The sequence below is a fragment of the Grimontia celer genome (assembly GCF_900055185.1).
GTDB classification, from domain to species: Bacteria; Pseudomonadota; Gammaproteobacteria; order Enterobacterales; family Vibrionaceae; genus Enterovibrio; species Enterovibrio celer.
Genome location: NZ_FIZX01000002.1, coordinates 954,247 through 978,931 on the forward strand (window position 1 = coordinate 954,247; position 24,685 = coordinate 978,931).

Sequence of the window (24,685 nt, forward strand, 5' to 3'; positions counted from 1 at the left end):
TCAATTTTGCACTTAATGACTGGAAATAAACCTAAAGGAAGGCAGGTCTTAATCTAAAGAGTTGAACTTTAATCAGTAAGGAATGATAGAAGTGACTAAGCCAATCAAAGTAACGCTTTATCGCTGGGGTGGCAGTTGGGGACCTTTCAGTGTGAAAATCCCATGCGGGGAATGCACACTTACCAAAGACATTCTGAAAGATACTTTTGAAAAAGAGCTCGGTGATGTGCCTATCGAACTGGAAGTGAAAGATTGGCTTTCCCATTGGTGGGAACCTCTGAAAGTGGGAGCATGGCATGCGCCAATCCTGATGGTAGAAGGCAAGCTCATTAGCCAGGGTGAAGCACTTAACCGAGGTGTACTTGTTCAATCTGTTATCAAAGAGTGGGCGAAACGCGACACACTGCAAGGCAACATTGTTTATGGCAAAGCAACGTGTCCGTATTGCGTGAAAGCCAAAGAGATGTTGGCGGAAGCCGGGATTGAATATAACTACCACGATGTGGTGGTTGAAAGCGCCGCTTTATATCGCATGATCCCGGAAGTAAAAGCTATCATTGGTGAGAAAACGCCGGTTACTGTTCCTCAAATCTGGATGGACGGAAAATACATCGGTGGGGCAGATAACCTAGAGCAATGGCTGGCTTCGAAATCTAACGCTTAAATCGAATCGGTACAGTATTTGAAAGCATCCGCTTGAGTAAATCAGCGGATGCTTTTTCATTTTAGTCAGTGACCTTCAACAGTGTTTTGCTCTCGTTATCGAAGGTGAAAGCGCGCGATCGGAAAGCCATGGTCGACATGAAATAGGGAACAATATCGACCGTTTCGCGGTACTCATAAACGTAAACCGTGGTATCAGCGGCTTCAATGATCTCATCAGGTTCACCATGATAAGAAACAACGCTATCCATTGTGGTGACATTGGTTTGAGCGTTGAAAGCATTGAACTTCGCGCTTTCATCAAAAGGCGTGGAACAGCCAGTCAGAGTGGCTGATAATGCGATAGCGCATACGAGTTTTTTTATGTTATTTCCCTACTTGCAAAAAAGGACGAATGAATCTCGACCAGTAAAAATGGGTGCCAAATCCAGCGTGAGCTGTTTTAACGATTCACAAAGAAGTGTTTGTTCAGGTATTCAACCATTGGAATGAAAGCAGGGTTCTCCCAGCTTCTAAGAACTTCATGCGGCAACAGAGTTGGATCATCAGTGCCAACAGCTCCCTTGTTGATGAACTTGCTGCCGTCATTGATTTGAAGCTCTCCAAGCGGTGAGGTTTTTGAACCCTCAACCATATACTCGTAGACCGTGCCGGCTACTGCCCCAGGGTTCATGTCTACACCAGAGGCTTCGTGAATTGGGTCAGGGTCATTGGTACATGATGGGATTTGACCATTGGAGTATGGGCAATAGTCATAAGAAGAGATGTGCGGCAGCACTACAGATTGAGCATTTGCCTGCGCCGCAACAAAAGGGATAGCGATATTAAAGGCGACATAGGCTGTATCCAGCTCATCACCTGCCAGCGTTTGATCGTCAATGTAGTAATCAAAAAGCTGCATCATTTTCTGGTAAGTCGTTGGGCCGTTCGTCTCGTTGATACCGCCATCTTGGGTGAACAGTAACTCAACGCCATTGACCACACTTTTACCATTCAAGGCGAGGTTAACAACAAACTCTCCTGCTGGTGTTGGTGAAGAAGGGTCAACGTCGTTCTGAGAGGGAATGACGCCCAATACCAGTGTTTTGGCGTTAAAGGCATTTTGAACATCACGGCTCGCCCAAGTCATCATATTGGTGACCCGTGTTACAACGGCTTGATGTTCGGAAGCAGAAATATTGGAAGGGTCGAAGTTAAGAACGTAAATCCCTTTGTTGAAAGGACAGTTATTCACGTCCTGTGCTGAAGTGAATTCACAATTATCAATGGACTGATAGATATTCACTGTTGTTGCTGTGTTACCTGAATTTGACTTGTCCTCGCCACAACCTGTGATGGCTAACCCCAAAGCCAGTGCAAGGCTGATACTTCCTGCTCGCATCTTTTTAATCCTAAATATACGAAAACACCAAAACATCCCAGTAAGGCGCTTTGTTAATCCTTATAGAGCATCCAAGCTCAATGCATTTGTTTTGCGAATCATCGTCCGGGCAATCAATTCGGCGGCATTATATGAACAGTGTTTTTAATTCTCAAGATAAAATCACATGTAAAATATATGGGTTTATATTGGCTTTTACTGATGGATGAGGTGATGAGTGTTCAGGGGAGAAAATAAATAGACACAAACCGTTAACAATGCAGGGGGTGGCTGCGTTGGGCAATCGTTTGCGAACCAGCGACAACACCTTGCCAACTGTCACGTTGTTTAAGATTGTATAGACAACTAAATGAATACTTCGCCTTAAAGATGTACTAAATAGTTATCTTAACGCTGTGTAAATGAGATCTGAGCTTTAACATTGAGTTAAAGTTTGATTGCTCAAAAAATGAGCCAATCAAAATAAAAAAGCACTTCGTGGGCTGGTCACCAAGTGCTTTAAGGCAGTGTTATCGAGAATTACTCAACGATAAATGTTCCCGCCATTCCTTTACTGGCAAATCCAGCACATTCAAAGGCGTATTTGCCAGGCTTGATTGGGACAAAGAAAAGCTCTATTTCGCCTTCATCTTCAAATTCGATCTCGTAAAATCCATTCGCTTTAATTTCGATACCGCCAGCTTCCACTTTTCGCATCCAGACATTATCAAAGAAGCTATGGGCTTCGAACGCGCATTCTTTTGCGCCAGTACTGGTTATCGTCAGCGCATAGGCTTTGCCTGTCTCCATCTGGAACTCTTTTTGGGAAATGGCAAATCCTGCATCATCAGTTCCGAGCACGAGCTCAGGTAAGTCTGTTGCGCGTTGGGAGAGATTGCCTTTTGCTGTCGCTTGAAACGACAGAACTGTTGAAAGTGCAAGCACCAGAGATAAACCCATCTTCATTGCATTCATCCTTAACCCTTTGAATTTAAGATTTTTATGAGTAGTGAGTTTGATACTAGTTAAGTCCTTTGCTTCGATAAATCCTCCTTTGGGAGGTTTTATTTGGACTAATTGAGGAAAGTGTTTTTCAAGGCGTGTTCTAATAGTGCTTTGGAGAAGTACCGTTTAGATGGAATAAGAAAGCATGAAGCAATCGATCATCCACATAGCCTTGGTCGTGAAAGACTATGACGAAGCGATTGATTTTTACGTGAACAAGCTGAAGTTTGAATTGGTTGAAGATACTTATCAGCCAGAGCAGGATAAACGTTGGGTTGTAGTGTCACCACCAGGATCAAACGGCGTAACCTTGTTGTTGGCAAAGGCGTCGAAACCTGAACAACTGGATTTCATCGGGAACCAAGCTGGTGGCAGGGTATTCCTGTTTCTGAATACTGATGACTTTTGGCGTGATTACCATCAAATGGTGTCGCTGGGAATCAAGTTCGTCCGTGAACCGAAAGAGGCAGATTACGGCACGGTCGCTGTGTTTGAAGATTTGTATGGCAATCTCTGGGATTTACTACAAATGAACGATGACCATCCAATGGCCCTTCGTGCTGCTCTGTGTTCAAGATGAAGTAGATGGTGAAGAGAAAGAAGGCCTCTTGCTGCATGCTGGCAGAGCGCTGCTGACAGAGGCCTTTTATTATCAGGTTGTTTGTTCAGCGGTTGTAAACGGATTGGCCATAGGAATAGGTGTCACATACAGTTCTGTCATCACCCAACGTCATTAGCACAAAGAGTTTGTCTTCTAATGATTGAGCGTGTTCCATCCTGAACTTCATTAATTGGGTCGCATGTAAATCCAGTACAACAAAATCAGCTTCTTTGCCTGATTCGAAATTACCAATCAGATGATCCAAAGAGAGCGCTTTTGCACCACCTAGTGTGGCCTGATACAGCGATTTCAAAGGGTGCAGCTTTTTGCCCTGAAGTTGCATCACTTTGTATGCTTCACTCATGGTTTGAAGCAGTGAAAAGCTGGTGCCAGCGCCGACATCTGTTCCCATTCCTACCTTAATACCCTTGGCTTCCATTTCGGAAAGCGGGAACAAGCCGGATCCTAAAAATAGATTAGAGGTAGGGCAAAAGGCTATCGCTGAATCGCTTTCTGAGAGCCTCTTGCATTCGCCATCACACAAGTGAATACCATGGGCAAACACCGAGCGGCTGGAAAGCAATCCGTGTTGGTCGTAGACATCCAGGTAGTTTTTACTTTCCGGGAACAGCTCCTGCACCCACTCGATCTCTTTCTGGTTTTCTGAGAGGTGTGTGTGCATATAAACGTCGGGATACTCTTCAAGCAGTTTGCCTGCTAAACGTAATTGCTCAGACGTGCTGGTGGGCGCGAATCGTGGTGTCACGGCGTAATGCAAACGGCCCTTGTTATGCCACTTTTCGATCAGCGCTTTGCTATCTTCATAGCCAGACTCAGGGGTGTCGGTCAGATCTTCAGGTGCATTTCTGTCCATCAGTACCTTACCGGCAATCATCCGAAGATTTCGCTTCTCCGATTCCTGGAAAAAGACATCGACGGATTCTTTATGTACTGTGCCGAAAACTAACGCCGTTGTGGTGCCATTTCGTGCGAGTTCATCAAGAAACTGTACGGCGACTTCACGGGCGTAATTTACATCAGCAAAGCGCTTTTCTTCTGGGAAGGTGTAGTTATTCAGCCAGTCCAGGAGCTGTTCACCATAGGCGGCAATCATGCCGGTTTGAGGGTAGTGGATATGAGTATCAATAAAGCCCGGTGTGATCAGTTTGTTTTCGAGTACAACCACTTCAACGCTGGGGTCGAGCGATGGAAGGATATCGTCAGCGTGACCGACTTTCACAACGTGACCATCGGCAACCAGCAGCACGCCATCATCAAAGTACTGATAAGAGTCTTCCAAACCCACGTCCGTTGGGTTGGCAAGGCTATGTAGTATGGCAGCGCGAAAGGCTTTTGCCGGATGAGCTTTTGGTTCTGTCATTCCTTTATGCCCTTATTTTCTCGTTATTTTTATTATCGTTTTCTTCAGGCTCTCGTTTAAGAATAGAGAGTTTCTCAGCCTGTTTCTGTGATGCTGAATGGGTAGAGGATTCGCGTTTATTGGCAATCTGTTCACCCTGATAACAAGCTATAAGCTCACCTGTTACAGATACGGCGATCTCCGCCGGGTGTTTTCCTTTCACCGCGTCGATGCCGATGGGGCAAATCATAGTGTTAATGGTTTCATCATCGAAGCCACGTTCTTTTAAGCGGTAGTCGAAGCGTTTGCGTTTTGATAGGGAACCGATCAGGCCAAAGTATTTGGCGTCTCCGCGCTTTAAGATGGCGCGCGAAAGATCGAAATCAAGCTGATGATTATGGGTGAGCACCAGATACATACTGTTAGTTGGAAGCGTGAACACTTCGCCAACAGGGTCGTCTGTTAAGCGCATTTCCACGTTGTCAGGAATGACATCAGGAAATTGATCTTCACGCTCATCAATCCAAATCACCTTGAACGGTAAAGTAGCCAGAATATGAACCATGGCTTTGGCGACGTGTCCTGCACCGAACAGCGCAAGAACATGACGTTGTTGGCCAATAGGTTCAAAGCTCAGTGTGACCATACCTCCACAACATTGGCCAAGACGAGCGCCTAGATTAAAGCGTTCGATTTTCATGTCACTTTCACCATGCGCCAGCATTTCTTGTGCGGCTTTCATCGCGACATGTTCAAGGTGACCACCACCGATAGTGGCGATAACCTCATTCTCAGTCACCAGCATTTTTGTGCCAGCGCCGCGCGGCACCGAGCCTTTGTCTTCAAGCACCGTGACTATCACACAGGGCGTGCCTTTGGCTTCGAGCCCTGCCAGCGCCTGGATCCAATTGTCTTTAAACATCACTGACCTCCACTTTTCGACGCTTACATCTCGAATGGCAAAGGCGATTTGCCTTTTCGCGCTTGTTTGATGGCGTTGTAAACCTGCTCAGGTGTCGCTGGTGCAGGCAGGTGAGGGATTTCGCCTTCATCTGCCACGCTCACGACAGCATCACGAATAGCGCTCCACACCGATATGGCCAACATAAATGGTGGCTCGCCGACCGCTTTCGAATGGAAGACGGTGTCTTCTGGGTTGGCTCGGTTTTCTACCAATCGAGTGTTGAATATTTCCGGCGTATCAGCGACAGCAGGGATCTTGTAGCTGGCAGGGCCTGAGGTCATCAACTGGCCTTTGTCATTCCAAACCAGTTCCTCGGTGGTCAGCCAACCCATGCCTTGGATAAAGCCGCCTTCGACCTGACCAATATCAATGGCTGGGTTAAGCGATGCGCCTACATCGTGCAGAATGTCAGCGCGCAGGACTTTGTATTCGCCAGTGAGGGTATCGACGATCACTTCTGAACATGAGACGCCGTAAGCGAAGTAATAGAAAGGACGACCGCGTGCTTTTTCGTGATCATAGAAGATCTTTGGTGTGCGATAGAAACCGGATGCCGCCAAAGAAATTTGGTTAAACCAACACAGTTCGGTGAAGTCAGCAAAGGTCATGGTTTGCTTGTCGCCAATGGACACGATGCCGTTGCTGAATGCCACATCTTTAGGTGAAACATCGAAGTGCGAGGACGCAAAGTTAACCATTCGCTCTTTGATGGTGAGCGCGGCATTCTGCGCAGCTTTGCCATTCAGATCAGTACCGGATGATGCTGCAGTCGGCGATGTGTTCGGTACTTTTTCTGTGTTGGTTGCGGTTACCTGAATCGCGCCGATATCCACACTAAAGGTTTCAGCAACAATCTGCGCGACTTTGGTGTTCAAGCCCTGACCCATTTCTGTGCCACCATGGTTCAGCGAGATGCTGCCATCGGTATAAACCGTGACTAACGCGCCGGCTTGATTAAGGAATGTGGCGGTAAAAGAGATACCGAATTTCACAGGCGTGATAGAAATGCCTTTCTTCAGGATAGGGCTGTTGGCGTTGAATTCCGCAATGGCTTTTCGGCGCTTTTCATACTCGCACGACATTTCCAAATCGGCGGTCATTTCGTGAATGAAATTGTCCTCGACCTTCTGGTAGTAGTGCGTTTCATCACGACCTTCTGAATAGTAATTTGCCTTACGAACCTCGAGAGGATCTTTCTTGAGGTGGCAGGCAATGGTGTCCATCACATGTTCAATAGTCATCATGCCCTGTGGGCCACCAAACCCACGGTACGCAGTATTCGACGCCGTATTGGTTTTCACACAATGCCCGGTTACCGTGGCATTGCCGAGGTAATATGCGTTATCAGAGTGAAACATGGCGCGGTCGACAATTGAGCGAGATAAGTCCGGTGAGTGTCCGGCGTTACCTGACACCACGATTTCAATCCCTTGAATCACGCCATTGTCGTCAAAACCCACTTTGTATTGATTAAAGAAGGGGTGGCGTTTACCCGTCATCATCATGTCTTCGCGACGAGGCAAACGGAATTTCACCGGTTGGCCTGTTTGGTTTGCAATCACGGCTGCGATACAGGCTGGAGCGGCGGCTTGTGTTTCTTTACCACCAAAGCCACCCCCCATACGGCGCATATCGATCAATACCTTGTGCATCGAAACACCCAATACGGACGAAACCAGCTTTTGCACTTCGGTCGGGTTTTGAGTGGAGCAGTAAACAATCACGCCACCATCTTCAGTGGGGACAACACTTGAAACCTGGGTTTCCAGATAGAAATGCTCCTGACCGCCGACATGAAGCGAGCCTTCCAATACGTGTTCTGCATTGGCGATGGCTGCCGCTGAATCTCCTCGTTTTTGGGTATGACTGTCAGTAACAAACAGCTCCTGCGCCAAGGCTTCTTCTACATCAAGAGCGGCAGGCAACAATTCGTATTCAACGATGGCGGCCTCTGCACCTTTTCGGGCATTGTCGAGGCTGTCCGCGGCAACAGCAATCACAGGCTGACCGACATAAACAACCTTGCCGTCAGCGAGCATAGGATCGCCGGGAAGGGTAGGGCCAATATCGAGTTCACCCGGCACATCTTCAGCGGTGATCACAGTGCGAACACCGGGCACTTTGTAGCAAGGTGATACATCCAACTTGGTAATATTTGCGTGAGCATGTGGGCTCATCAGCGCGTACACATGAAGCTGATTAGGGAATTCACCGCGATCGTCAATGTAGAGCGCTTCGCCTGATACCTGCTTTTCAGCACTTTCATGTTTTACCGATTTTCCGACGCCAGTGGCTAATCCAGCTTTCGCTTGCGCGGTCATTTCTTCCATGGTCATCGCTGGAGTTGTTTTACGAGACATAATGAATCACCCTCGTTTCAATTTTCTTTCCATCAGCCGTATAACTGAGCTCTGTGAACAGACGGTAAAGCAGGTTCGCTGCGGTTTCAGCGCGATATTCCTTTGTCGCTCTGAAGTCGGAAATGGGCGAGAAGTCATTCTCCAATGCCGACATTGCGGCATTAATAGTGGCGGCACTTAGCGGTTTTCCAACAAGTTCCTGTTCACAATGGGTAGCACGCGCTGGAATGGCCGCCATGCCACCGAAAGCAATACGAGCTTCAGTGACAGTGTCACCTTCAAATGTCAGTCTGAATGCTCCGCAGACTGCTGAGATATCATCATCAAAACGCTTCGAAATTTTGTAGGCTTTGAATGGCTGATTAGGTTGCGGTTTCGGCACACGAATGGTTTGCACAAACTCAGAGGGTTGTAGCGCCGTCACTTTGTAATCTTTGAAGAAGTCTTCAAGCAGGATTTCCCGTGCTGTTTCACCGCGGCGAAGAATCACCGTTGATCCCAAGGCAATCAGCAGAGGTGGTCCGTCACCAATGGGAGAAGCGTTGGCAATATTGCCACCGATCGTGCCTTGGTTACGGATCTGTAGGGATGCAAAGCGTTGTAACAGTGCGCCGAAATCTGGGTAGTGTGGCTCTAATGCACGATACACATCAGTGAAAGGCACATTGGCACCGATTTCGATGTGGGTATCGGTCTCGTTAACGGTTTTAATATCGTCAACGCGGCCAAGATAGATCAGTTTGTCGATATCGCGATGAAACTGAGTCACTTCCAGTGCGAGGTCAGTACCGCCTGCCAGCAGTTTAGCGGTGGGGTGCGCCATCAGCGTTTTTGCCAGTTCATCGCTGTTAGTCGGTGTGAATGCCGTTTTGCCGTCTGCGTGATATTCCAGTTCAGGCTTACCAATCGCATTCAGCTTTTCAATCGTTTCACGCTCGTATTCAGCAAACTGGTCGCGAATCGGCGTTTCCTGACTCAGCGACAATGCAGCTTCTACAATAGGGCGATAGCCTGTGCAACGACACAAGTTACCTGCCAGGGCTTCATAAGTGTCTTCTTTGTCTGCATTGGGATGATTTTTGGAGAGTGCGAACATCGACATGATAAAGCCAGGTGTACAGTAGCCGCACTGGCTACCGTGAAAATCAACCATGGCCTGTTGAACGGGGTGAAGCGAATCTTTTGTGCGCAAGTCTTCTACTGTGATGAGTTGTTTGCCATGAAGGGCGGAAACAAAGGTCAAACAAGAGTTAACACTTCGGTATTCCAGCTTGCCATTAACTACTTCACCCAAAACAACGGTACAAGCTCCACAATCACCTGAGCCACAACCTTCCTTGGTTCCTGTTTTGCGTAAATGTTCACGCAGGTAATTCAACACAGTCAGGTTAGGAGAAATGTCTTTCTCTTCCTGCAAAGTCTGATTTAAAAGGAAACGGATCACACGGCCTCCATGACGTTTTCGTATCCATTGATTACAAGCTAGTCATTTCTGACCGTTCGGTCAACTTTCTGTTAACAAGTGATTACTTTGAAATTAACAATAAAATATTTAATAAAAACAGAGAGTAATGAATATTTCCAAGGAGCGACTACAAAAATAGCAAGCATGGATTGTATACAATCTGTGAGTTTGATCGTTCCTGATTCTCGGTTTTGATAACTGAGATGACGATGACAGAAAGAAAAAACGGCCTGAATGTTTCAACATTCAGGCCGTTTTTAAGCTGATTGAGTGAGGTATTAGGCTTTTTTCTTCAAGACATTCGAAAACACAGCATGAAGATCCTGTGTGCCAGAGTCATCGTGCAGGTTCAGTTTAGAATTGATATGGTCAAGATGCGTCTTCATTAGCGCAATAGCCGCTTGCTTATCTCCCGCCTCAATCACATCTAATAGCTGAGTGTGCTCGTCACAAGAGCAGTGCGTCTTCTTCGATGACTCATAGAGAGCAATGATCAGTGAACATTGGGACACTAAGCTACGTTGGAAGCTCATCAAAGGCAGATTATTTGCCATTGCAGCAAGTTCGATATGAAATTCGCCGGAAAGGCGGATGCTGCGTCCCGTATCGTTTTTCGCAATGGCTTCATTTTCCTCTGCAACCATGGCGCGGCATTTGGCGATCTGTTCCGGTGTCGCGTTCTCTGCTGCCAGTTCGACAATGGCCAGCTCCATTACTTCACGCGCTTTGAGGATTTGCATCGCTTCCTCAACGGTTGGTGACGCCACAATAGAGCCGCGGTTTGGACGTGTACTGACAACCTGCTCTACAGAGAGTCGCAGTAAGGCTCGGCGAATGATGGTACGGCTGACGCCGAAGATTTCGCCCAATGCTTCTTCGCTGAGTTTGGTACCAGGTGGCAGGCGTTGTTCTAGGATCGCATCAAAGATATGACCGTATACGATGTCATCCTGCGTCATTTTAGGGTTTGTCTGTTTGGTTTTTTTATTCGTTGCTTTAAGAAGCCCTGTCATACAGTCGTTCCTTTCCCAACTCGTCGTCTCTAACGAGCGGCTGTCAAATAACGTTCTGAAAATGAACGTAAAAAAATCAAAGAGTTTATGTACTTTGTTTTGTATAAGGATAGCTAACTCGATTGTACAACATTGGTGCAATTATTGTATTGGTACTGTTATCGGTTTGCGGGGCGGGTACTGTTCCAAGGTAGAGAATTGAGGATAGAGATTTAACGGCCGGAGAATCCCGGCCGTTTGAAGGTGGGGTCAGCTTGCCAGAAAGGCATCAGTTTTTAGATTGGAAGCGACAATGCCGGCAATCGCGACGGCTTCATCCGTATCAGAGATATCGCCGGAAACGCCGACGGCACCGAGTAATTCAGATGCCGCATCTCGGATAAGAACTCCACCGGGAACGGGAACAAGGTTTCCCTGAGCAAGCGTGGCGACTGACGAGATAAAGCAAGGGCGGGTTTGAGCATCATCCGCAATCTTCCTGGAGGAGCAACCCAGAGCTAATGCCCCCCAGGCTTTGGCAATCGCTATTTCTGGTCGCATCATACTGGAACCATCTTGCCTCTGCAGCGAAATGAGTGCGCCACCTTTGTCCAAAATGGCCACCGTTAGCGGTTGGGTTTTCCGTTCTTGCGCCGCATGGAACACCTTAGTGGTGATTTCCAGTGCTTTTATCATCGTCAGATTTTCCATTTGAGCTCTCCTTATGAGGCAATACAAATCATTCGAGCTGGGCGTAGCAAGGAATGGTGAGGAAATCCGCAAAGTGAGAATCGGTTGAGAGGGAGAAAAACAACTCCGATGCTTCATCAAATTTCCTGAATTCGTCATCGCCTGCTGACGCTTTCATGTCTTTCACTTCCTGATCAAGCCACGCTCTAAATAGCTCAGTGGTAAATGGACGATTATCGTCCAGAGACACCTGATGCTTGAGCCATTGCCAAATGTTGGCGCGGGAAATTTCAGCTGTAGCGGCATCTTCCATCAACCCGTAAATAGGTACGCAACCAATACCGCGCAGCCAGGCTTCCATATAAAGCACGGCGATTTGGATATTCTTTCTTACACCGTGCTCATCTTTTGGTCCTTGGCTTGGTCGAAGAAGGAGTTCGCTGTTAAAGCTTCCATCAGGAATAAAGTGGCGTTGGTTTATCGCGCCATTCAGGTATTCATCAAATATTTCGCGGGCTAGTGATACCAAGTGGGGATGTGCGACCCAGGTTCCATCATGACCATTCGTCGCTTCACGGCGTTTATCTTCAATCACTTTCTGTGTTACGCGAGCCATCTCGTCAGGGTCTTTGGATGGAATGAAGGCAGACATACCGCCAATCGCTAATGCCCCGCGGCGATGGCAGGTCTGAATAAGACGTTTGCTGTACGCCTCTAAGAAAGGCTGATCCATGCCGATGGCATGACGATCAGGCAAGATGCGATCGGTGTGGTTCTTCAGCGTTTTGATATAGCTGAAAATATAGTCCCACCGGCCACAGTTCATACCCACGATGTGCTTACGCATTGCGTGGAGGATTTCTTCCATCTGGAATACAGCTGGAAGGGTTTCAATGAGCACAGTAGCGCGAATCGTGCCTGTTTCGACAGAAAAGTACTCTTCGGTGAAATCAAACACGGATTCCCACCATGCAGCTTCTTCCATGGACTCAAGCTTTGGCAAGTAGAAGTAAACGCCTTGACCATTCGCTTTGCGGGATTGGTAATTGTGGAAAAAGTACAACCCGAAATCCATTAGGCTGGCTGGCATGGGTTTACCGTCGAAAAGAATATGAGATTCCTGAAGGTGCAAACCTCTTGGACGATGGATCAATGTCGCCGGGTTATCGGCTAACTGATAATGCTTGCCATTTTTCGGGTCGCTATAAGAGATGCTGCCCGCATTGGCATCACGCATGTTGACTTGGCCATTGACCATGTTTTCCCAGGTCGGTGAAGTGGCATCCTCAAAGCAACACATAAATACATTCGCGCCAGAGTTGAGCGCATTGATCACCATTTTCCGGTCAATGGGGCCTGTTATCTCAACGCGCCTGTCGAGCAATATCTCCGGAATATCAGCCACTTTCCAATCTCGATCGTCTCGGATGGCTGTAGTATCGCTCCTGAAATCAGGTAGGGCACCGCTATCAAATTTCTCCTGTTGACGCTTTCGATCAATCAGTAGCGAAGCCAATGGTCCCGTGAACTGTTGGCAAAGTGCAGATATAAAGTTCAATGCGTCCTTACTCAGAATGCTTTTAGCGTCTTCACTGAACAAAGGCCCAGTGACCTTTACGCTGGAGCAAGCTGCTGAGCTGGAACGATTTTCTGAAGTACTTTCTAGTTCATACATCGGCAGGGTCCTTAAGGTTAATGTATACAATAAAAGTCTAATAATGTTTCTTTATTGGTGTTTTTATGGAGAACAATAAAAGCACAATGTTAATGCATTGTGAATAGGGTGGTGCCAAAATTCTATTTACTCAGTATCTTGTCTGACCTCTTTCTAATGCACTGCCAGCCATGATTTTGCCGCCTTTGTGCTTCGTTCAATTGTTTTAGAACTGTAAAAAATTCCTTGCGATTAAAAAATAATCGATCTAAGAATACAATTAATACTCAAATTGTATACAAAAGGAGTTTTGTATGGGAAAGATGAGAGCGATTGATGCAGCGATTGAAGTGCTGAAGAAAGAAGGTGTGGTGAAAGCCTTTGGTGTACCCGGCGCGGCGATAAACCCTTTTTACTCCGCGTTAAAGAAAGCGGGAGGTATCGACCACATTCTAGCCCGCCATGTAGAGGGTGCGTCTCATATGGCTGAGGGCTACACCCGGGCAAACCCTAGGAACATCGGTGTTTGTATTGGAACGTCAGGTCCCGCAGGTACCGATATGATTACCGGTCTTTATTCGGCACAGGCTGATTCCATCCCCATTCTTTGCATTACCGGGCAGGCGCCGCGCGCGAGATTGCACAAAGAAGACTTCCAGGCGGTAGATATTGAATCTATTGCCCGTCCTGTGACCAAGTGGTGTTCAACGGTTTTAGAACCCGCGCAGGTGCCACGCGCAATTCAACACGCTTTTCAGGTGATGCGATCGGGTCGCCCTGGCCCTGTACTGATTGACTTACCTTTAGACGTTCAACTGGCTGAAATCGAATTTGATATCGACAGTTATGAACCTCTTGAGCCTTACAAGCCTTCGATTTCGCGCCATCAAGCAGAAAAAGCGATGGGGATGCTAAATGCAGCTGAGCGACCACTGATCGTTTCTGGCGGCGGCGTGATCAATGCGAATGCTTCTGAACTTTTACAGGAGTTTGCCGAAATCGTAGGTGTACCGGTTATTCCAACTTTGATGGGCTGGGGTACTATTGCAGATGACCACGAGTTGATGGCGGGTATGGTTGGGCTTCAAACATCCCACCGATATGGTAATGCATCTTTGTTGGCGTCTGATGTGGTGTTTGGTATCGGTAACCGTTGGGCCAACCGTCACACAGGTTCAGTAGAGGTTTACACCGAAGGTCGTAAGTTCGTTCACATCGACATTGAGCCAACCCAAATCGGACGCGTGTTCTGTCCGGATTTGGGCATAGTGTCTGATGCCTACCAAGCGCTTACTGTGCTGATCGAAGTAGCAAAAGAATGGAAAGCACAAGGCAAACTGAACGATCACTCTTCATGGGTTAGCGATTGTCAGCAGCGCAAAGCTACCATGCTGCGCAAAACGCACTATACGGAACAGCCAGTCAAACCGATGCGTGTCTATGAAGAGATGAACCGCGCGTTTGACCGTGAAACCTGTTACGTCAGTACCATTGGTTTGTCTCAAATTGCTGCTGCGCAATTCCTGCATGTATATAAACCGCGCCACTGGATTAATTGCGGTCAAGCCGGACCTTTAGGCTGGACGGTACCCGCAGCGTTAGGTGTTCGCGCTGCGGATCCTGAGCGCCAAATCGTGGCTATTTCAGGTGACTACGACTTCCAGTTCATGATTGAAGAACTCGCTGTTGGTGCCCAGTTCAACCTCCCTTACATCCATGTGTTGGTGAACAACTCTTATCTGGGGCTTATCCGTCAGGCGCAGCGTCAATTCGATATCGATTACTGCGTGCAGTTGGCTTTTGAAAACCAGAATGCACCTGAACTTGCCGATTATGGTGTCGATCATGTGACCGTGGTGGAAGGGTTGGGTTGTAAGGCGCTGCGTGTTACCGACCCAGAACAAATTGCGTCGGCGTTTCAAGAGGCAAAGGCCTTGATGGCTAAGCATCGTGTGCCAGTTGTTGTAGAAATCATTTTAGAGAAGGTCACCAACATCTCCATGGGTGTAGAGATTGACTCTGTGAATGAATTTGAATCTTTAGCTGAGACCATTGCTGATGCGCCAACGGCACTCGCTGCGGAACGTTAAACAAAACGAAAATAAGGATATTGAAATGCCAAAACTTGCTGCCAACTTATCCATGTTATTTACCGAGTTGCCGTTTATTGAACGTTTCAGTGCCGCGACAAAGTTCGGATTTAAAGGTGTGGAGTACTTATTCCCTTATGCGTTTGATGCTCATGAGCTGAAAGCTGAACTGGACAGAAATCAACTTCAACAAGTGCTGTTCAATCTACCCGCGGGTGATTGGGATAATGGTGATCGTGGCATCGCGGCTGACCCTTCAAGAGTTGAAGAGTTTCGTGCTGGTGTCGCAAAAGCCATTGAATATGCTCGTGTGCTGGATTGTCAGCAAGTGAACTGTCTCGCTGGCATCGTCCCCGAGGGCGTCAGTCACGAACATGCGGAGGAAACCCTGATTGAGAACCTCAAATACGCAAACAAAGCGCTGGAGGAAGCCGGTATTCGATTGGTGGTTGAAGCCATCAATACCCGAGATATTCCGGGCTTTGCGCTTACCAATACGAAGCAGGCACTTCGGATTTGCAATGCCGTAGGCAGTGACAACATTTCACTGCAATACGACATCTATCACATGCAAATCATGGAAGGGGACATTGCGGCTACTTTGTCCTCCACGGTCAACCGGATTGGACATATCCAAATTGCCGATAACCCAGGTCGCCATGAACCAGGTACGGGTGAGCTCAACTACCACTTCCTGTTTGATTACATCGATAGCATTGGCTACGAAGGCTGGGTTGGCTGCGAATACAAGCCTGCTACCACCACAGAGGAAGGCCTGAGCTGGCTTCAGAATTACAACCAGAATAAGGAGTAATAGAATGACGACAATTGCATTTATCGGCACAGGCATCATGGGTAAACCCATGGCTGAAAATTTACAAAAGGCCGGGTATTCACTTCATCTTTCTGAAAGCCGTACCACTGCGCCTTCTTCCTTGTTGGAAGGAGGAGCAACAACCTTCTCAAGCAATCAAGAAGCAGCTAAAGATGCGGACTTTATCATCATCATGGTTCCTGATACGCCGCAGGTTGAAGATGTACTGTTTGGTACAGACGGTATTGATGCGGTATTGGATGAAGGGAAAATCGTCATAGACATGAGTTCTATTTCGCCGATTGAAACCAAGAAATTTGCAAGCCGTGTCAATGAAAGCGGTGCAGCTTATTTAGATGCGCCTGTCTCTGGCGGTGAAGTGGGTGCGATTAACGCGGCATTGACCATCATGGTGGGTGGCGATGAGGCCACCTTCGAAAAGGCGCTGCCGCTATTCGGTGCCATGGGCAAAAATATCAATCTGGTTGGGGACAATGGCGCAGGGCAGGTATGTAAGGTCGCTAACCAAATCATCGTTGCACTCAACATCGAAGCGGTATCAGAAGCCTTGGTGTTTGCTTCGAAAGCGGGAGCTGACCCAGAGAGAATCAGAACGGCATTGATGGGTGGCTTTGCCAATTCAAAAGTGTTGGAAGTTCATGGTGAACGCATGGTGAAAGGCACCTTCGACCCAGGCTTTAGAATCCGCCTGCATCAGAAAGATCTGAATCTTGCGCTGACAGGGGCGAAAGCTTTAGGCGTGTCATTACCTAATACTGAGTCAGCCCAGAAGCTATTTGGTTTGTGTGCTGAACAAGGCGGGGAAGATTGGGATCATTCCGCTTTGGTGAAGGCCATTGAATCACTCTCAAACCACAATATTCGTGGCGAATAGCGCGAATTAAAATTCTATTCCAATTTCGTTTTATCGGTCCTTGGTATTTTGCCCGCGGTTCACAGCGGGCTTTTTTTGTTTGATAACCCCTAGATTCTGGCGCCGTGACTGGATGATCTTAAAGGGATTCATTACAGTTATGTTCAAGCGCTTAAAGAATCCACGGACGGGTAATGTCACGCATCAGGACGAAAAATCAGGAAAAGATCATCGAAGTCGCTAGCCAGCTGTTCGCAGAAAAAGGTTATGCTGCAACGACGACCGCCGAAATTGCCCAACGCGCCGAAATTCCTAAGCCCAACCTCTATTATTATTTCAATACCAAAGACAATCTTTATCGTGCAGTGCTGGAAAGTGTCACCCAGCCATTGCTCGAGGCGTCTTACCCTATCGAGCAGCTCAACGATCCGCGAGATGCGCTTACCCAATATATTCGTACCAAACTGCGCATATCTAAAGAATACGCAGCCGCTTCTAAGACTTTTGCTGCTGAAGTAATGGCTGGCGCACCACACCTCCCAAGTGACATCGCAGAATCCTTGATGGATCAATCTCGAATGATTCTGAACAAGTTCGAATACTGGATTGAGCAGGGTTGGATGGAGCCTGTGCCTCCCAAGCATCTGATGTTCATGCTCTGGTCATCAACCCAAACCTACGCTGACTTTAACTGGCAGATATGTCAGGTCAGCGGTCAGTTTGAATTAGAAGATCAAGACTTCGAAGATGCGGCAGAATTTTTGGTGAATTTGGTGCTCAGAGGTTGTGGCGTAAAGCATGCGGATTGAAAGTTGGGGGTAAATATGGTGTTAGGTATCTCCCAAACGCATTTCCAAACCTCTGTGAATGTATTGTGATGTTGAAAAGTAAGATAGGTTGTTCATGACTTTATTAATAGTATTTCTAAGTGGAATAGGCATACTCTTCTGTGCGATTTCGGGGTTTCTTATGCCTTGGTCCGTTGTTGTATTTTTTGTTGCTTTCGCTACCGCCCTCTTCATATATATAACTGACCCCAATCGCCCACGCGACGATTCCCCAAAGTCTCGCTACAGTTCAGACAGAAATGACTCCGGAGGAGATTTCGGAGGAGACTTCGGCGGGGGAGACTGGTGACCATTAATACTGATAACAAATATTTCCCATCGCAATTGAATAGTCTGAGTAGTGAATTCCATGATCCGCAAAATAACCCCTCAAGACTTCCAATCCTTCTGGCCGACATTCTCCAGTGTCATTCTTGCAGAGGAAGCCTATGCCTTTGATGCTGATATGACTTTCGAACAGTCTTATCAGCTTTGGTGTGAAGCGCCTCTGAAGACATTTGTTTTCGTTGAGGATGACGTTGTTCTCGGCACTTACTACATCAAGCCCAATGCGATGGGGCCGAGCCGTCATATTTGCAATTGCGGCTATATGGTTTCCGACCAGGCAAGAGGTAAAGGCATTGCCCGTCAGATGTGTGAACACTCTCAGCAAGTTGCGGTAGAACTTGGTTTTAAGGCAATGCAATTTAACAGCGTAGTTTCTACCAACGAAGTGGCAGTCAAACTCTGGCAGAAACTGGGTTTTGATATCATCGGGACCATTCCCAAAGCCTACAAACATCCGCGCATTGGCTATGTCGATAGCTTTGTGATGTATAAGTGGCTGCTCTAAGGTCAACTGCCCCTAACCACCAACGGGAGTTTCTCCCGAATAAAATCCGCCAATGCTTTGGTATGTGGTGGTACGCCCAGCCTTGAAGGCATCAACAAACTTAAACTTGCCGACTGTGAAAGCCAATCGGGCAGTACCCGCACTAACTCTCCTGTTTGCAATGCAGTGCGGCATACGTAGTCAGGTAGTGCAGTTACACCTAACCCTTCAATCGCGGCTTGTCTTATGGTGGACATATCTTCTGAGCATAAAGCGATATTGGATGTTTGGTGGGTACGGAGACCATCACGGTTCATCAGTGGAATCGCGTCTTTGGAGCCGCTTCTGCCAACTTTTAAAAACTGACAATCAGCAAGGTCGTAGGGCGTGTTTAACTGTTGAAGCGTATCAAGGTAACGGGGCGAGCAGTAGAACTGCCATTCCACATTAGTGATAAATCGTTGGATGAGGCTGGAGTCAGGCAGCTCTGCGCTATGTCCGCGGATAGCAATATCAATTCCTTCGGCGACAAGATCTTCCATTGCGTTCGTGACACGTTGCTCGATATGTACTTTGGGATGTAGCTTGGCAAACTCGGTCACAATGCTTAGTAAGGCAAATTGAGCAACACCTGTTGAGCAACTAATGACCACTTTCCCCGTAAGTTTCCCACCGCGGTTATCCATGGCGGCTTCTGCAAGTTCTAAGGTATCTACCAACTTTCGTGCATGCTGGTAGAAGCTCTTACCTTCATCTGTCACCGCAACATTGCGGGATGTTCGCTGCAATAACCTGACGCCTAATCGTTCTTCCAACTGCACAACATGTCGGCTCAACCGTGACTTTGGCATATCTAACGCTCTTGCGGCGGCTGTGTATCCCTTTTTCTCAACGACATGCACAAAGTAAAAGTAGTCATTCAAGTCGACTTTCATTTTATCGTCCTATTTATGGAACGTAGAGTTCGAATTCTAACGGTTTTTATCCAGAATACAACTGGTTACATTGTTTTTAGGCCAACAAATAGAACGGAGTAGAGCAATGACACATTCAGCAGCCCAATTAAACCAGAGTACTGCCTCGGATAAGCATGTGACTGGCAGCCCATTGAATATTGGTGAAGGATTCACAGGTCTTGGTTTTCGCCATACGCAATTCGAAGGGGCGATGGACCCAATCATCATGGTTGATCATTACACCATGACAGTACCTACATTCGGCGCCCATCCACATGCCGGTATCTCGGCGGTTTCCGTGCTGTTTGAAGACACCGAAGGCAAATTCAACAACCGTGATTCGCTAGGCAACGACTTCGATATTCAAGCGGGTGATCTCTATTGGTTAAATGCTGGTCATGGCGCGATTCATGACGAAGCACCGAGACCTGGTGCGAAAATTCATGGTTTGCAGATCTTCGTCAACCTGCCGGCAAAGTTAAAACACGAATCGCCTAGCTCTCTTCATGTAAAGCGTGAGGATATGCCGACGCTGGTGGGAGAAGGCTATCGTGTCAGGCTAGTACTAGGAGAAAGTAACGGCGCTAAAACACAGGCATCTTCGGTATGGCCGTTTACCATTCTTGATGGTTTTGCTGATGAGCGTTCGGGTTTTGAACACCAGATTTCAGATGACTTCAATGCTTGGCTTTATGCAGTGGAAGGAAACATCGAATACCAAATCGCCGATGAATGGCATGCTATAAAGCAAGGCGAGTCTGTCTCAATCGTCCCCAAAGAAGTTTCCGTATTAAAAGTCCGGGGTGATGACAAAACACAGAGCCATTTTGCTTTGCTTTCGGGAGAAACTATTAATGAGAGCTTTGTCCAACAAGGACCGTTTGCAATGAGCTCACAACAAGAAATCGATGAGGTTGTTGCCCGCTATCAATCCGGAGAGTTGGGCCAGCTTTAAGCTCAGGCTGATATCGATTGGGCCAAGTATCAATATTGAACGAGATTAGACGATGAAAATACTCGCATTTGCTGCAACTAACAGCCGTAAGTCAATTAACAAGCAACTCGTCCAATATGCGGCGGGAAGAATTAAGAACGCTGATGTCGACTATGTAGAAATCAATGATTTTGATTTGCCTATCTACAATAGCGACTTAGAAGAGGATTATGGTATTCCAAGGTGTGCTTACGCTTTCCAGAAGCGGATAGAAAATGCTGACGCAATTTTAGTGTCCTTTGCTGAGCACAATGGCAATTTTACGGTGGCATTTAAGAACCTGTTTGATTGGCTAAGTCGTATCGATAGAAATGTTTATCAAGATAAGTCGATTGTCTTAGTCGCTACATCCCCTGGTCCAGGTGGCGCAAAAACAGTACTGAAGCTGGCTAAAGAGGGGGCTCCACACTTTGGTGGCAATGTCATCGGAACATTTAGTTTACCGAGTTTCTATGACAACTTTGATCAGGAAAACAAAGCCATAAGAGATACAAGCCTTACTGCAGAATTAGATGAAATATTGCGCCACTTGGAGGGTGTTGGTTCCCTAGCTTAGCAAGTTAACTCTCTTATTTACTCCGATAAAACCCGCAGCCCAATGCGGGTTATTTTGTTTGTGAATACGCAGAGCCTAAGACGGTGGCTTAGTCGAATATATCGATATGGATTAGTGCTTAAATTCAGAACTATTAGTTCACTTAATGCTGGATTATGTTGCTAATAACGCTGATGTAGATTGGTTTCTGTTCATTAAACAGTACGACGCTACGGATAAGGAGTAAGGATGAAATTCAATCACGTCACTTTAGCAATGGCGCTAATCACTTCAATGGCTGTTACACCTACGGTTATGGCGAAAGAAGGTTATTTACAGGGTGCTGATTCAGCAAAATCACAAAAACATGGAAAGGGTAATGGCCAATACCAGCACCACAAAGGCAAGCGAGTGAGTAATTCAGATGTGGATTTCTCGAACTGCCGGGAAATTGCTGGTGGCATAGCTGTGCAGAAAGATGCACTGACTTCGCTGGTGCCGGCAGACATCAAAGTAAACAGCCTTTCAGATATGGGGTTTGTGTTTGAGGGTTCAGACAACCTCGGCATGCTGATTATTCGATCATTACAGTGCGAAGTCATTCAAGTGACAGATGCAAAGGGCAGAGTATTCACTGATGAGAATGTCGCTTTTGCTCATGTAGGGACACCAATTAACACCTCAAATTTACCTGCGACGACCTTCAACAATGATGGTACCAATGGTGCTGACTTCAACATATATGCACTGAGCTATCAAACTTCCTCTCCAGCGTATTACGGCGCCATGAAAAGGATGGGCATGGAAGCCGCAATGTTCAACGAAAACATTATTAACGCGCAGGTTGATACCACTCCGGGTACCTGTGATGTTGCACAACTCAGTGTGAGTGTGCCGGGTAGTCATGACTATTCATTTAGCATTTTCGGCGAGGTCGTTGAAGCCACGGCCGAATGTCACCCTGGCGGCGCAAATTTTGTGGCGAACTGGTGGAGCGTTGATCGCAAGAAACGCGTTTCAGCACTAAGCAACTTAGTGACGGATCAGACGTTCACAGAAACAGCGGGTCCAAATGTATTTGTTGTCGCAAAGCCGGGCACGACCATGAGTGAGCTTATCGGTGAAGCACCTTCTGCATTCACAGGATTCTCCGGGAGTGGCTATCTGCCATCTGGTGGTATTGGCAATGTGGATATGGTCGCAGAAGCTTTAGGAAAATTGCCTCGTTAAGCAATAGAGACATCAATGACTATACAAATAACAAAACGCCCCGTAAATAGGGGCGTTTTGTTATTTGTATAGTCATTAATCTGCGAGCTGCTCCGCCAAAAACCGTGCCAGCAATAGCGTTAAGTTTTCCCTTCTTGCTTTATCAGGCCAAACCGCATATCGCCCAAGCTTCCGTAAGGACCAATCTGGAAGAAGTTGAACAAGTGCGCCTGACTTCAATCCTGGTTCAGCGATGTGCTGAGGCAAGATCGCAATCCCTGCATTTTGGTGGGCGAGATGACAGAGTGCCTCTATCGTGTCGACTCTCAATTGATAGTGAGTGAACACGACATTCACTGATTCATTGGCAGACATAAACTCCATTCTGTCCTTGCGGTGCTTGAAGCTTATCCATTCAAGGTTAACAAGATCCTCAGGGTGTTTTGGCGCAGGGTTTGAAGCAGCGTAGTCGGCACCAGCAACCAGAACGCGCTGGTATTCACCGAGCTTTCTCGAAAGCATGGAACTGTCGTCTAGCCAACCAATCCGTACGTTCAAATCATACCCATCGTCGATCAGACTGACAGGTTTATCTGTGTAAGAAATCGAGAGAGAAACTCGTGGGTATTGTCGGGTAAATGCCGCAAGTGCAGTGGATACGTCAGAGGAAGCAAGAAATGCGGGAAGCGAGATCCGCAATTCTCCGATTGGTTCAACTGAGATAGCATTGAGCTCGTTTAAACCTAACTCTGCCTGTTTGAGCATTTCTACCACTCGAGGGTAAAACATGCGTCCCTCATTAGTCAGGGAGAGTTTTCGTGTAGTGCGGTAGAGCAGAGTCTTCCCAAGGTAATCTTCAAGATCTGAAACGGTTTGACTCACTCGGGAAGGTGCAAGATTTAACTGTTTGGCGGCAGCGCGGAATGATCCACCGTCGACAACACGGACAAAAATAGCCATATGTTTGAGGTATTCAATCATTGTTCTTCCTGAGCGAATTATGAAGTCCGTTAATACACGATAATACAACTAAACATCTTCTAGTACATTGTTCGTGTGCGATATGGCGTACGGGAAAACAAAGGGATATGAAGATGATTTCAAAGAAAACCAAGCTCTCGCTGGCAGTATTGGCCGCGACTGTATTCTCTACTTCGACTTTTGCAGAAGGTGTGTATGTCACTGTGCTGGCCGGTAAAAGCTATCAAGCGACTGACAGTGAAGCCTATGGCAACAACATCGCTGTTGATGCGGATTTTCCGAATGACTTTGATTCCGGTGATGGTGAGGTAGGTACGATTGGCTTGGGCTATCTCGTCAATGAGTCATTCCGAATCGAAGGGCGATTGGGTTACCGCGAAAGCGATTTTAACAGCACACGTTTTGGCACCGGAGCGAGGAATGGCGAGGAGTATGCTCTGGTCGGGAAACTTGAGAGCACGACGCTAACGGTGGAAGGCTTTTATGATATCGATACAGGCACTGGCTTTTCGCCCTATATCAAAGGTGGCTTGGGTATTGCCCGTAACAAGTACAGTGCCAAACTAGGTGGTCAGGGTGTTTCCGCCTTTGACCCATTTGATGGTGTGTCAGATGGCTTTTACGATGGATATCCAGATAAAACGGAAACGGAATTCACCTGGAATGTTGGCGTGGGGGCAAGCTATTCCTTCAATGAAAGTTTTGCAGTCGTCGGGGAGTATCAGTACGTCTCGCTGGGTGATGCTCAAACTTATCAGGACTCCTTCACCGATGGCTTCCAAATAGACGGCGCCACTGCCCACGAAGTGTCTCTTGGGTTGCGTTATCGTTTCTAATACGACTGGGAGAGAAAGGTTATGAAGTTCAGAGTGAAGAGTGTGAGTTGGCTTTCAACAGTTTTGCTTGCTGCAACATTAGATGCACATGCCAAAGTCGCTGGCGACCTTTCTCCAAGAGAAACGGCAATTCCGGATACGACGGATAGCGTTCCTCATGTGCAGTTGAACGTGGAAACGGATGCGGAATTGATTGCTGCACTCAGAAAAAAGGTAGCAAAGATCCCAGATGTATCATTGCAAAGCTCAATGCTTTCTCTTCCTGGTGCTGAAGGCTTCTGGATTCGCGACGGTGTTCCGCTTGCGAATCCTCAGGCCATCGTTGGTGGCAGAGAATTCGCGCATTTGCATCCAGACGGCAGTCTTCATGCTTCACTACCTCCAGAATTAGCCAAAGAAGCGGTTAAAAACAACTGGGCAACCTTTCATCCCTGGTCGTCTCAGCGTTTGGGTTGGGAAGGCTTCGTCATGATCTATACGCCTTCGACTCAAGCCGAAGTTGATGTTGTTTATGCGCTGGTGGTTTCATCGTTCAACTATGTCACCGGTAAAGAGATCAACGCGCAAAGCTTGAGCGGAAAGAAATCGGTTAAGTGTTCCCCTAATTAATATGGCAAAGAAAA

General features: G+C 47.1%; 24 protein-coding genes. 12 read left to right on the forward strand and 12 right to left on the reverse strand.

Annotation, left to right across the window (positions count from 1 at the left end):
- The first annotated feature begins 91 nt into the window (after window positions 1-91).
- On the forward strand, window positions 92-664 hold the full coding sequence (locus GCE9029_RS14435; protein WP_062664114.1) for a glutaredoxin family protein: 573 nt from the start codon (window positions 92-94) through the stop codon (window positions 662-664).
- Window positions 665-725: 61 nt separating this feature from the next.
- Here GCE9029_RS14435 and GCE9029_RS14440 read toward each other — a convergent pair whose 3' ends face one another.
- From GCE9029_RS14440 to GCE9029_RS14450, 3 genes are all read right to left on the reverse strand, one after another.
- A complete protein-coding gene (locus GCE9029_RS14440) occupies window positions 726-914 on the reverse strand; it encodes a hypothetical protein (RefSeq protein ID WP_062664118.1) in 189 nt (62 codons plus the stop codon).
- A 191-nt stretch (window positions 915-1,105) separates the two neighbouring features.
- Window positions 1,106-2,044: a hypothetical protein gene (locus GCE9029_RS14445; RefSeq protein ID WP_062664120.1), complete on the reverse strand. Its 939-nt coding sequence runs from the start codon at window positions 2,042-2,044 to the stop codon at window positions 1,106-1,108.
- Window positions 2,045-2,563: 519 nt separating this feature from the next.
- Window positions 2,564-2,989 carry a cupredoxin domain-containing protein gene (locus GCE9029_RS14450; RefSeq protein WP_062664123.1) on the reverse strand — a complete coding sequence of 142 codons (426 nt, stop codon included), beginning with the start codon at window positions 2,987-2,989 and terminating at the stop codon, window positions 2,564-2,566.
- 184 nt (window positions 2,990-3,173) lie between these two features.
- On the opposite strand from GCE9029_RS14450, the gene GCE9029_RS14455 reads away from it, so the two are divergent.
- Window positions 3,174-3,608: a VOC family protein gene (locus GCE9029_RS14455; RefSeq protein ID WP_062664125.1), complete on the forward strand. Its 435-nt coding sequence runs from the start codon at window positions 3,174-3,176 to the stop codon at window positions 3,606-3,608.
- Between the two features lie 85 nt (window positions 3,609-3,693).
- Here the strand turns inward: GCE9029_RS14455 and guaD are convergent, their stop codons facing one another.
- The 7 genes from guaD to aceB form a co-directional block, all read right to left on the reverse strand.
- On the reverse strand, window positions 3,694-5,010 hold the full coding sequence (gene guaD, locus GCE9029_RS14460; protein WP_062664126.1) for a guanine deaminase: 1,317 nt from the start codon (window positions 5,008-5,010) through the stop codon (window positions 3,694-3,696).
- Between the two features lie 4 nt (window positions 5,011-5,014).
- A complete protein-coding gene (xdhC, locus tag GCE9029_RS14465) occupies window positions 5,015-5,911 on the reverse strand; it encodes a xanthine dehydrogenase accessory protein XdhC (protein ID WP_062664129.1) in 897 nt (298 codons plus the stop codon).
- A 23-nt stretch (window positions 5,912-5,934) separates the two neighbouring features.
- Window positions 5,935-8,313: a xanthine dehydrogenase molybdopterin binding subunit gene (gene xdhB / locus GCE9029_RS14470; protein ID WP_062664135.1), complete on the reverse strand. Its 2,379-nt coding sequence runs from the start codon at window positions 8,311-8,313 to the stop codon at window positions 5,935-5,937.
- Window positions 8,303-9,757, reverse strand: coding sequence for a xanthine dehydrogenase small subunit (gene xdhA / locus GCE9029_RS14475; RefSeq protein ID WP_062664137.1), 1,455 nt, complete (start codon window positions 9,755-9,757; stop codon window positions 8,303-8,305). The genes xdhB and xdhA overlap by 11 nt, the downstream gene beginning before the upstream one ends.
- 299 nt (window positions 9,758-10,056) lie before the next feature.
- Window positions 10,057-10,791 carry a GntR family transcriptional regulator gene (locus GCE9029_RS14480; RefSeq protein ID WP_062664139.1) on the reverse strand — a complete coding sequence of 245 codons (735 nt, stop codon included), beginning with the start codon at window positions 10,789-10,791 and terminating at the stop codon, window positions 10,057-10,059.
- Window positions 10,792-11,040: 249 nt separating this feature from the next.
- A complete protein-coding gene (locus tag GCE9029_RS14485) occupies window positions 11,041-11,481 on the reverse strand; it encodes a GlcG/HbpS family heme-binding protein (protein WP_062664141.1) in 441 nt (146 codons plus the stop codon).
- Between the two features lie 28 nt (window positions 11,482-11,509).
- A complete protein-coding gene (gene aceB / locus GCE9029_RS14490; protein ID WP_062664143.1) occupies window positions 11,510-13,135 on the reverse strand; it encodes a malate synthase A in 1,626 nt (541 codons plus the stop codon).
- 293 nt (window positions 13,136-13,428) lie between these two features.
- Between aceB and gcl the strand changes: the two genes are divergently transcribed.
- From gcl to GCE9029_RS14515, 5 genes are all read left to right on the forward strand, one after another.
- Window positions 13,429-15,204, forward strand: a complete 1,776-nt coding sequence (gcl, locus tag GCE9029_RS14495; RefSeq protein WP_062664145.1) for a glyoxylate carboligase — start codon at window positions 13,429-13,431, stop codon at window positions 15,202-15,204.
- A 25-nt stretch (window positions 15,205-15,229) separates the two neighbouring features.
- Window positions 15,230-16,018: a hydroxypyruvate isomerase gene (gene hyi / locus GCE9029_RS14500; RefSeq protein WP_062664146.1), complete on the forward strand. Its 789-nt coding sequence runs from the start codon at window positions 15,230-15,232 to the stop codon at window positions 16,016-16,018.
- A 4-nt stretch (window positions 16,019-16,022) separates the two neighbouring features.
- The gene (locus GCE9029_RS14505; RefSeq protein ID WP_062664148.1) at window positions 16,023-16,913 is read left to right on the forward strand and encodes a 2-hydroxy-3-oxopropionate reductase; all 891 of its coding nucleotides are present in this window, start codon (window positions 16,023-16,025) and stop codon (window positions 16,911-16,913) included.
- 173 nt (window positions 16,914-17,086) lie between these two features.
- Entirely contained in the window at window positions 17,087-17,701 is a 615-nt protein-coding gene (locus GCE9029_RS14510; RefSeq protein WP_062664150.1) for a TetR/AcrR family transcriptional regulator, read from the forward strand.
- A gap of 388 nt (window positions 17,702-18,089) precedes the next feature.
- Window positions 18,090-18,572 (forward strand): GNAT family N-acetyltransferase, encoded by a 483-nt coding sequence (locus GCE9029_RS14515; RefSeq protein ID WP_062664152.1) that lies wholly within the window; start codon window positions 18,090-18,092, stop codon window positions 18,570-18,572.
- Between the two features lie 2 nt (window positions 18,573-18,574).
- On the opposite strand, the gene GCE9029_RS14520 is transcribed toward GCE9029_RS14515, so the two are convergent.
- Window positions 18,575-19,486, reverse strand: coding sequence for a LysR substrate-binding domain-containing protein (locus GCE9029_RS14520; protein ID WP_062664154.1), 912 nt, complete (start codon window positions 19,484-19,486; stop codon window positions 18,575-18,577).
- Between the two features lie 106 nt (window positions 19,487-19,592).
- Here GCE9029_RS14520 and GCE9029_RS14525 point away from each other — a divergent pair, with 106 nt between their 5' ends.
- From GCE9029_RS14525 to GCE9029_RS14535, 3 genes are all read left to right on the forward strand, one after another.
- A complete protein-coding gene (locus GCE9029_RS14525) occupies window positions 19,593-20,462 on the forward strand; it encodes a pirin family protein (RefSeq protein WP_062664156.1) in 870 nt (289 codons plus the stop codon).
- Window positions 20,463-20,514: 52 nt separating this feature from the next.
- Entirely contained in the window at window positions 20,515-21,057 is a 543-nt protein-coding gene (locus tag GCE9029_RS14530) for an NADPH-dependent FMN reductase (protein ID WP_062664158.1), read from the forward strand.
- 228 nt (window positions 21,058-21,285) lie between these two features.
- Complete coding sequence (locus GCE9029_RS14535) at window positions 21,286-22,266, forward strand: hypothetical protein (RefSeq protein WP_062664160.1); 981 nt, start codon at window positions 21,286-21,288, stop codon at window positions 22,264-22,266.
- A 75-nt stretch (window positions 22,267-22,341) separates the two neighbouring features.
- On the opposite strand, the gene GCE9029_RS14540 is transcribed toward GCE9029_RS14535, so the two are convergent.
- Complete coding sequence (locus tag GCE9029_RS14540; protein ID WP_062664162.1) at window positions 22,342-23,226, reverse strand: LysR family transcriptional regulator; 885 nt, start codon at window positions 23,224-23,226, stop codon at window positions 22,342-22,344.
- 113 nt (window positions 23,227-23,339) lie between these two features.
- On the opposite strand from GCE9029_RS14540, the gene GCE9029_RS14545 reads away from it, so the two are divergent.
- Window positions 23,340-24,062 carry an outer membrane protein gene (locus GCE9029_RS14545; protein WP_062664164.1) on the forward strand — a complete coding sequence of 241 codons (723 nt, stop codon included), beginning with the start codon at window positions 23,340-23,342 and terminating at the stop codon, window positions 24,060-24,062.
- 21 nt (window positions 24,063-24,083) lie between these two features.
- On the forward strand, window positions 24,084-24,671 hold the full coding sequence (locus GCE9029_RS14550; protein ID WP_062664166.1) for a luciferase domain-containing protein: 588 nt from the start codon (window positions 24,084-24,086) through the stop codon (window positions 24,669-24,671).
- The last annotated feature ends 14 nt before the right edge of the window (window positions 24,672-24,685 follow it).

Coding starts and splice junctions, on each gene's coding strand:
- GCE9029_RS14455 (WP_062664125.1), top strand. CDS start 3,174: ATGAAGCAATCGATCATCCACATAGCCTTGGTCGTGAAAGACTATGAC.
- GCE9029_RS14525 (WP_062664156.1), top strand. CDS start 19,593: ATGACACATTCAGCAGCCCAATTAAACCAGAGTACTGCCTCGGATAAG.
- GCE9029_RS14480 (WP_062664139.1), bottom strand. CDS start 10,791: ATGACAGGGCTTCTTAAAGCAACGAATAAAAAAACCAAACAGACAAAC.
- GCE9029_RS14545 (WP_062664164.1), top strand. CDS start 23,340: ATGATTTCAAAGAAAACCAAGCTCTCGCTGGCAGTATTGGCCGCGACT.
- GCE9029_RS14505 (WP_062664148.1), top strand. CDS start 16,023: ATGACGACAATTGCATTTATCGGCACAGGCATCATGGGTAAACCCATG.
- aceB (WP_062664143.1), bottom strand. CDS start 13,135: ATGTATGAACTAGAAAGTACTTCAGAAAATCGTTCCAGCTCAGCAGCT.
- gcl (WP_062664145.1), top strand. CDS start 13,429: ATGGGAAAGATGAGAGCGATTGATGCAGCGATTGAAGTGCTGAAGAAA.
- GCE9029_RS14485 (WP_062664141.1), bottom strand. CDS start 11,481: ATGGAAAATCTGACGATGATAAAAGCACTGGAAATCACCACTAAGGTG.
- hyi (WP_062664146.1), top strand. CDS start 15,230: ATGCCAAAACTTGCTGCCAACTTATCCATGTTATTTACCGAGTTGCCG.
- xdhC (WP_062664129.1), bottom strand. CDS start 5,911: ATGTTTAAAGACAATTGGATCCAGGCGCTGGCAGGGCTCGAAGCCAAA.
- GCE9029_RS14520 (WP_062664154.1), bottom strand. CDS start 19,486: ATGAAAGTCGACTTGAATGACTACTTTTACTTTGTGCATGTCGTTGAG.
- GCE9029_RS14440 (WP_062664118.1), bottom strand. CDS start 914: ATGGATAGCGTTGTTTCTTATCATGGTGAACCTGATGAGATCATTGAA.
- GCE9029_RS14515 (WP_062664152.1), top strand. CDS start 18,090: ATGATCCGCAAAATAACCCCTCAAGACTTCCAATCCTTCTGGCCGACA.
- GCE9029_RS14510 (WP_062664150.1), top strand. CDS start 17,087: ATGTCACGCATCAGGACGAAAAATCAGGAAAAGATCATCGAAGTCGCT.
- GCE9029_RS14450 (WP_062664123.1), bottom strand. CDS start 2,989: ATGAAGATGGGTTTATCTCTGGTGCTTGCACTTTCAACAGTTCTGTCG.
- GCE9029_RS14530 (WP_062664158.1), top strand. CDS start 20,515: ATGAAAATACTCGCATTTGCTGCAACTAACAGCCGTAAGTCAATTAAC.
- GCE9029_RS14550 (WP_062664166.1), top strand. CDS start 24,084: ATGAAGTTCAGAGTGAAGAGTGTGAGTTGGCTTTCAACAGTTTTGCTT.
- GCE9029_RS14535 (WP_062664160.1), top strand. CDS start 21,286: ATGAAATTCAATCACGTCACTTTAGCAATGGCGCTAATCACTTCAATG.
- guaD (WP_062664126.1), bottom strand. CDS start 5,010: ATGACAGAACCAAAAGCTCATCCGGCAAAAGCCTTTCGCGCTGCCATA.
- xdhB (WP_062664135.1), bottom strand. CDS start 8,313: ATGTCTCGTAAAACAACTCCAGCGATGACCATGGAAGAAATGACCGCG.
- GCE9029_RS14540 (WP_062664162.1), bottom strand. CDS start 23,226: ATGATTGAATACCTCAAACATATGGCTATTTTTGTCCGTGTTGTCGAC.
- GCE9029_RS14445 (WP_062664120.1), bottom strand. CDS start 2,044: ATGCGAGCAGGAAGTATCAGCCTTGCACTGGCTTTGGGGTTAGCCATC.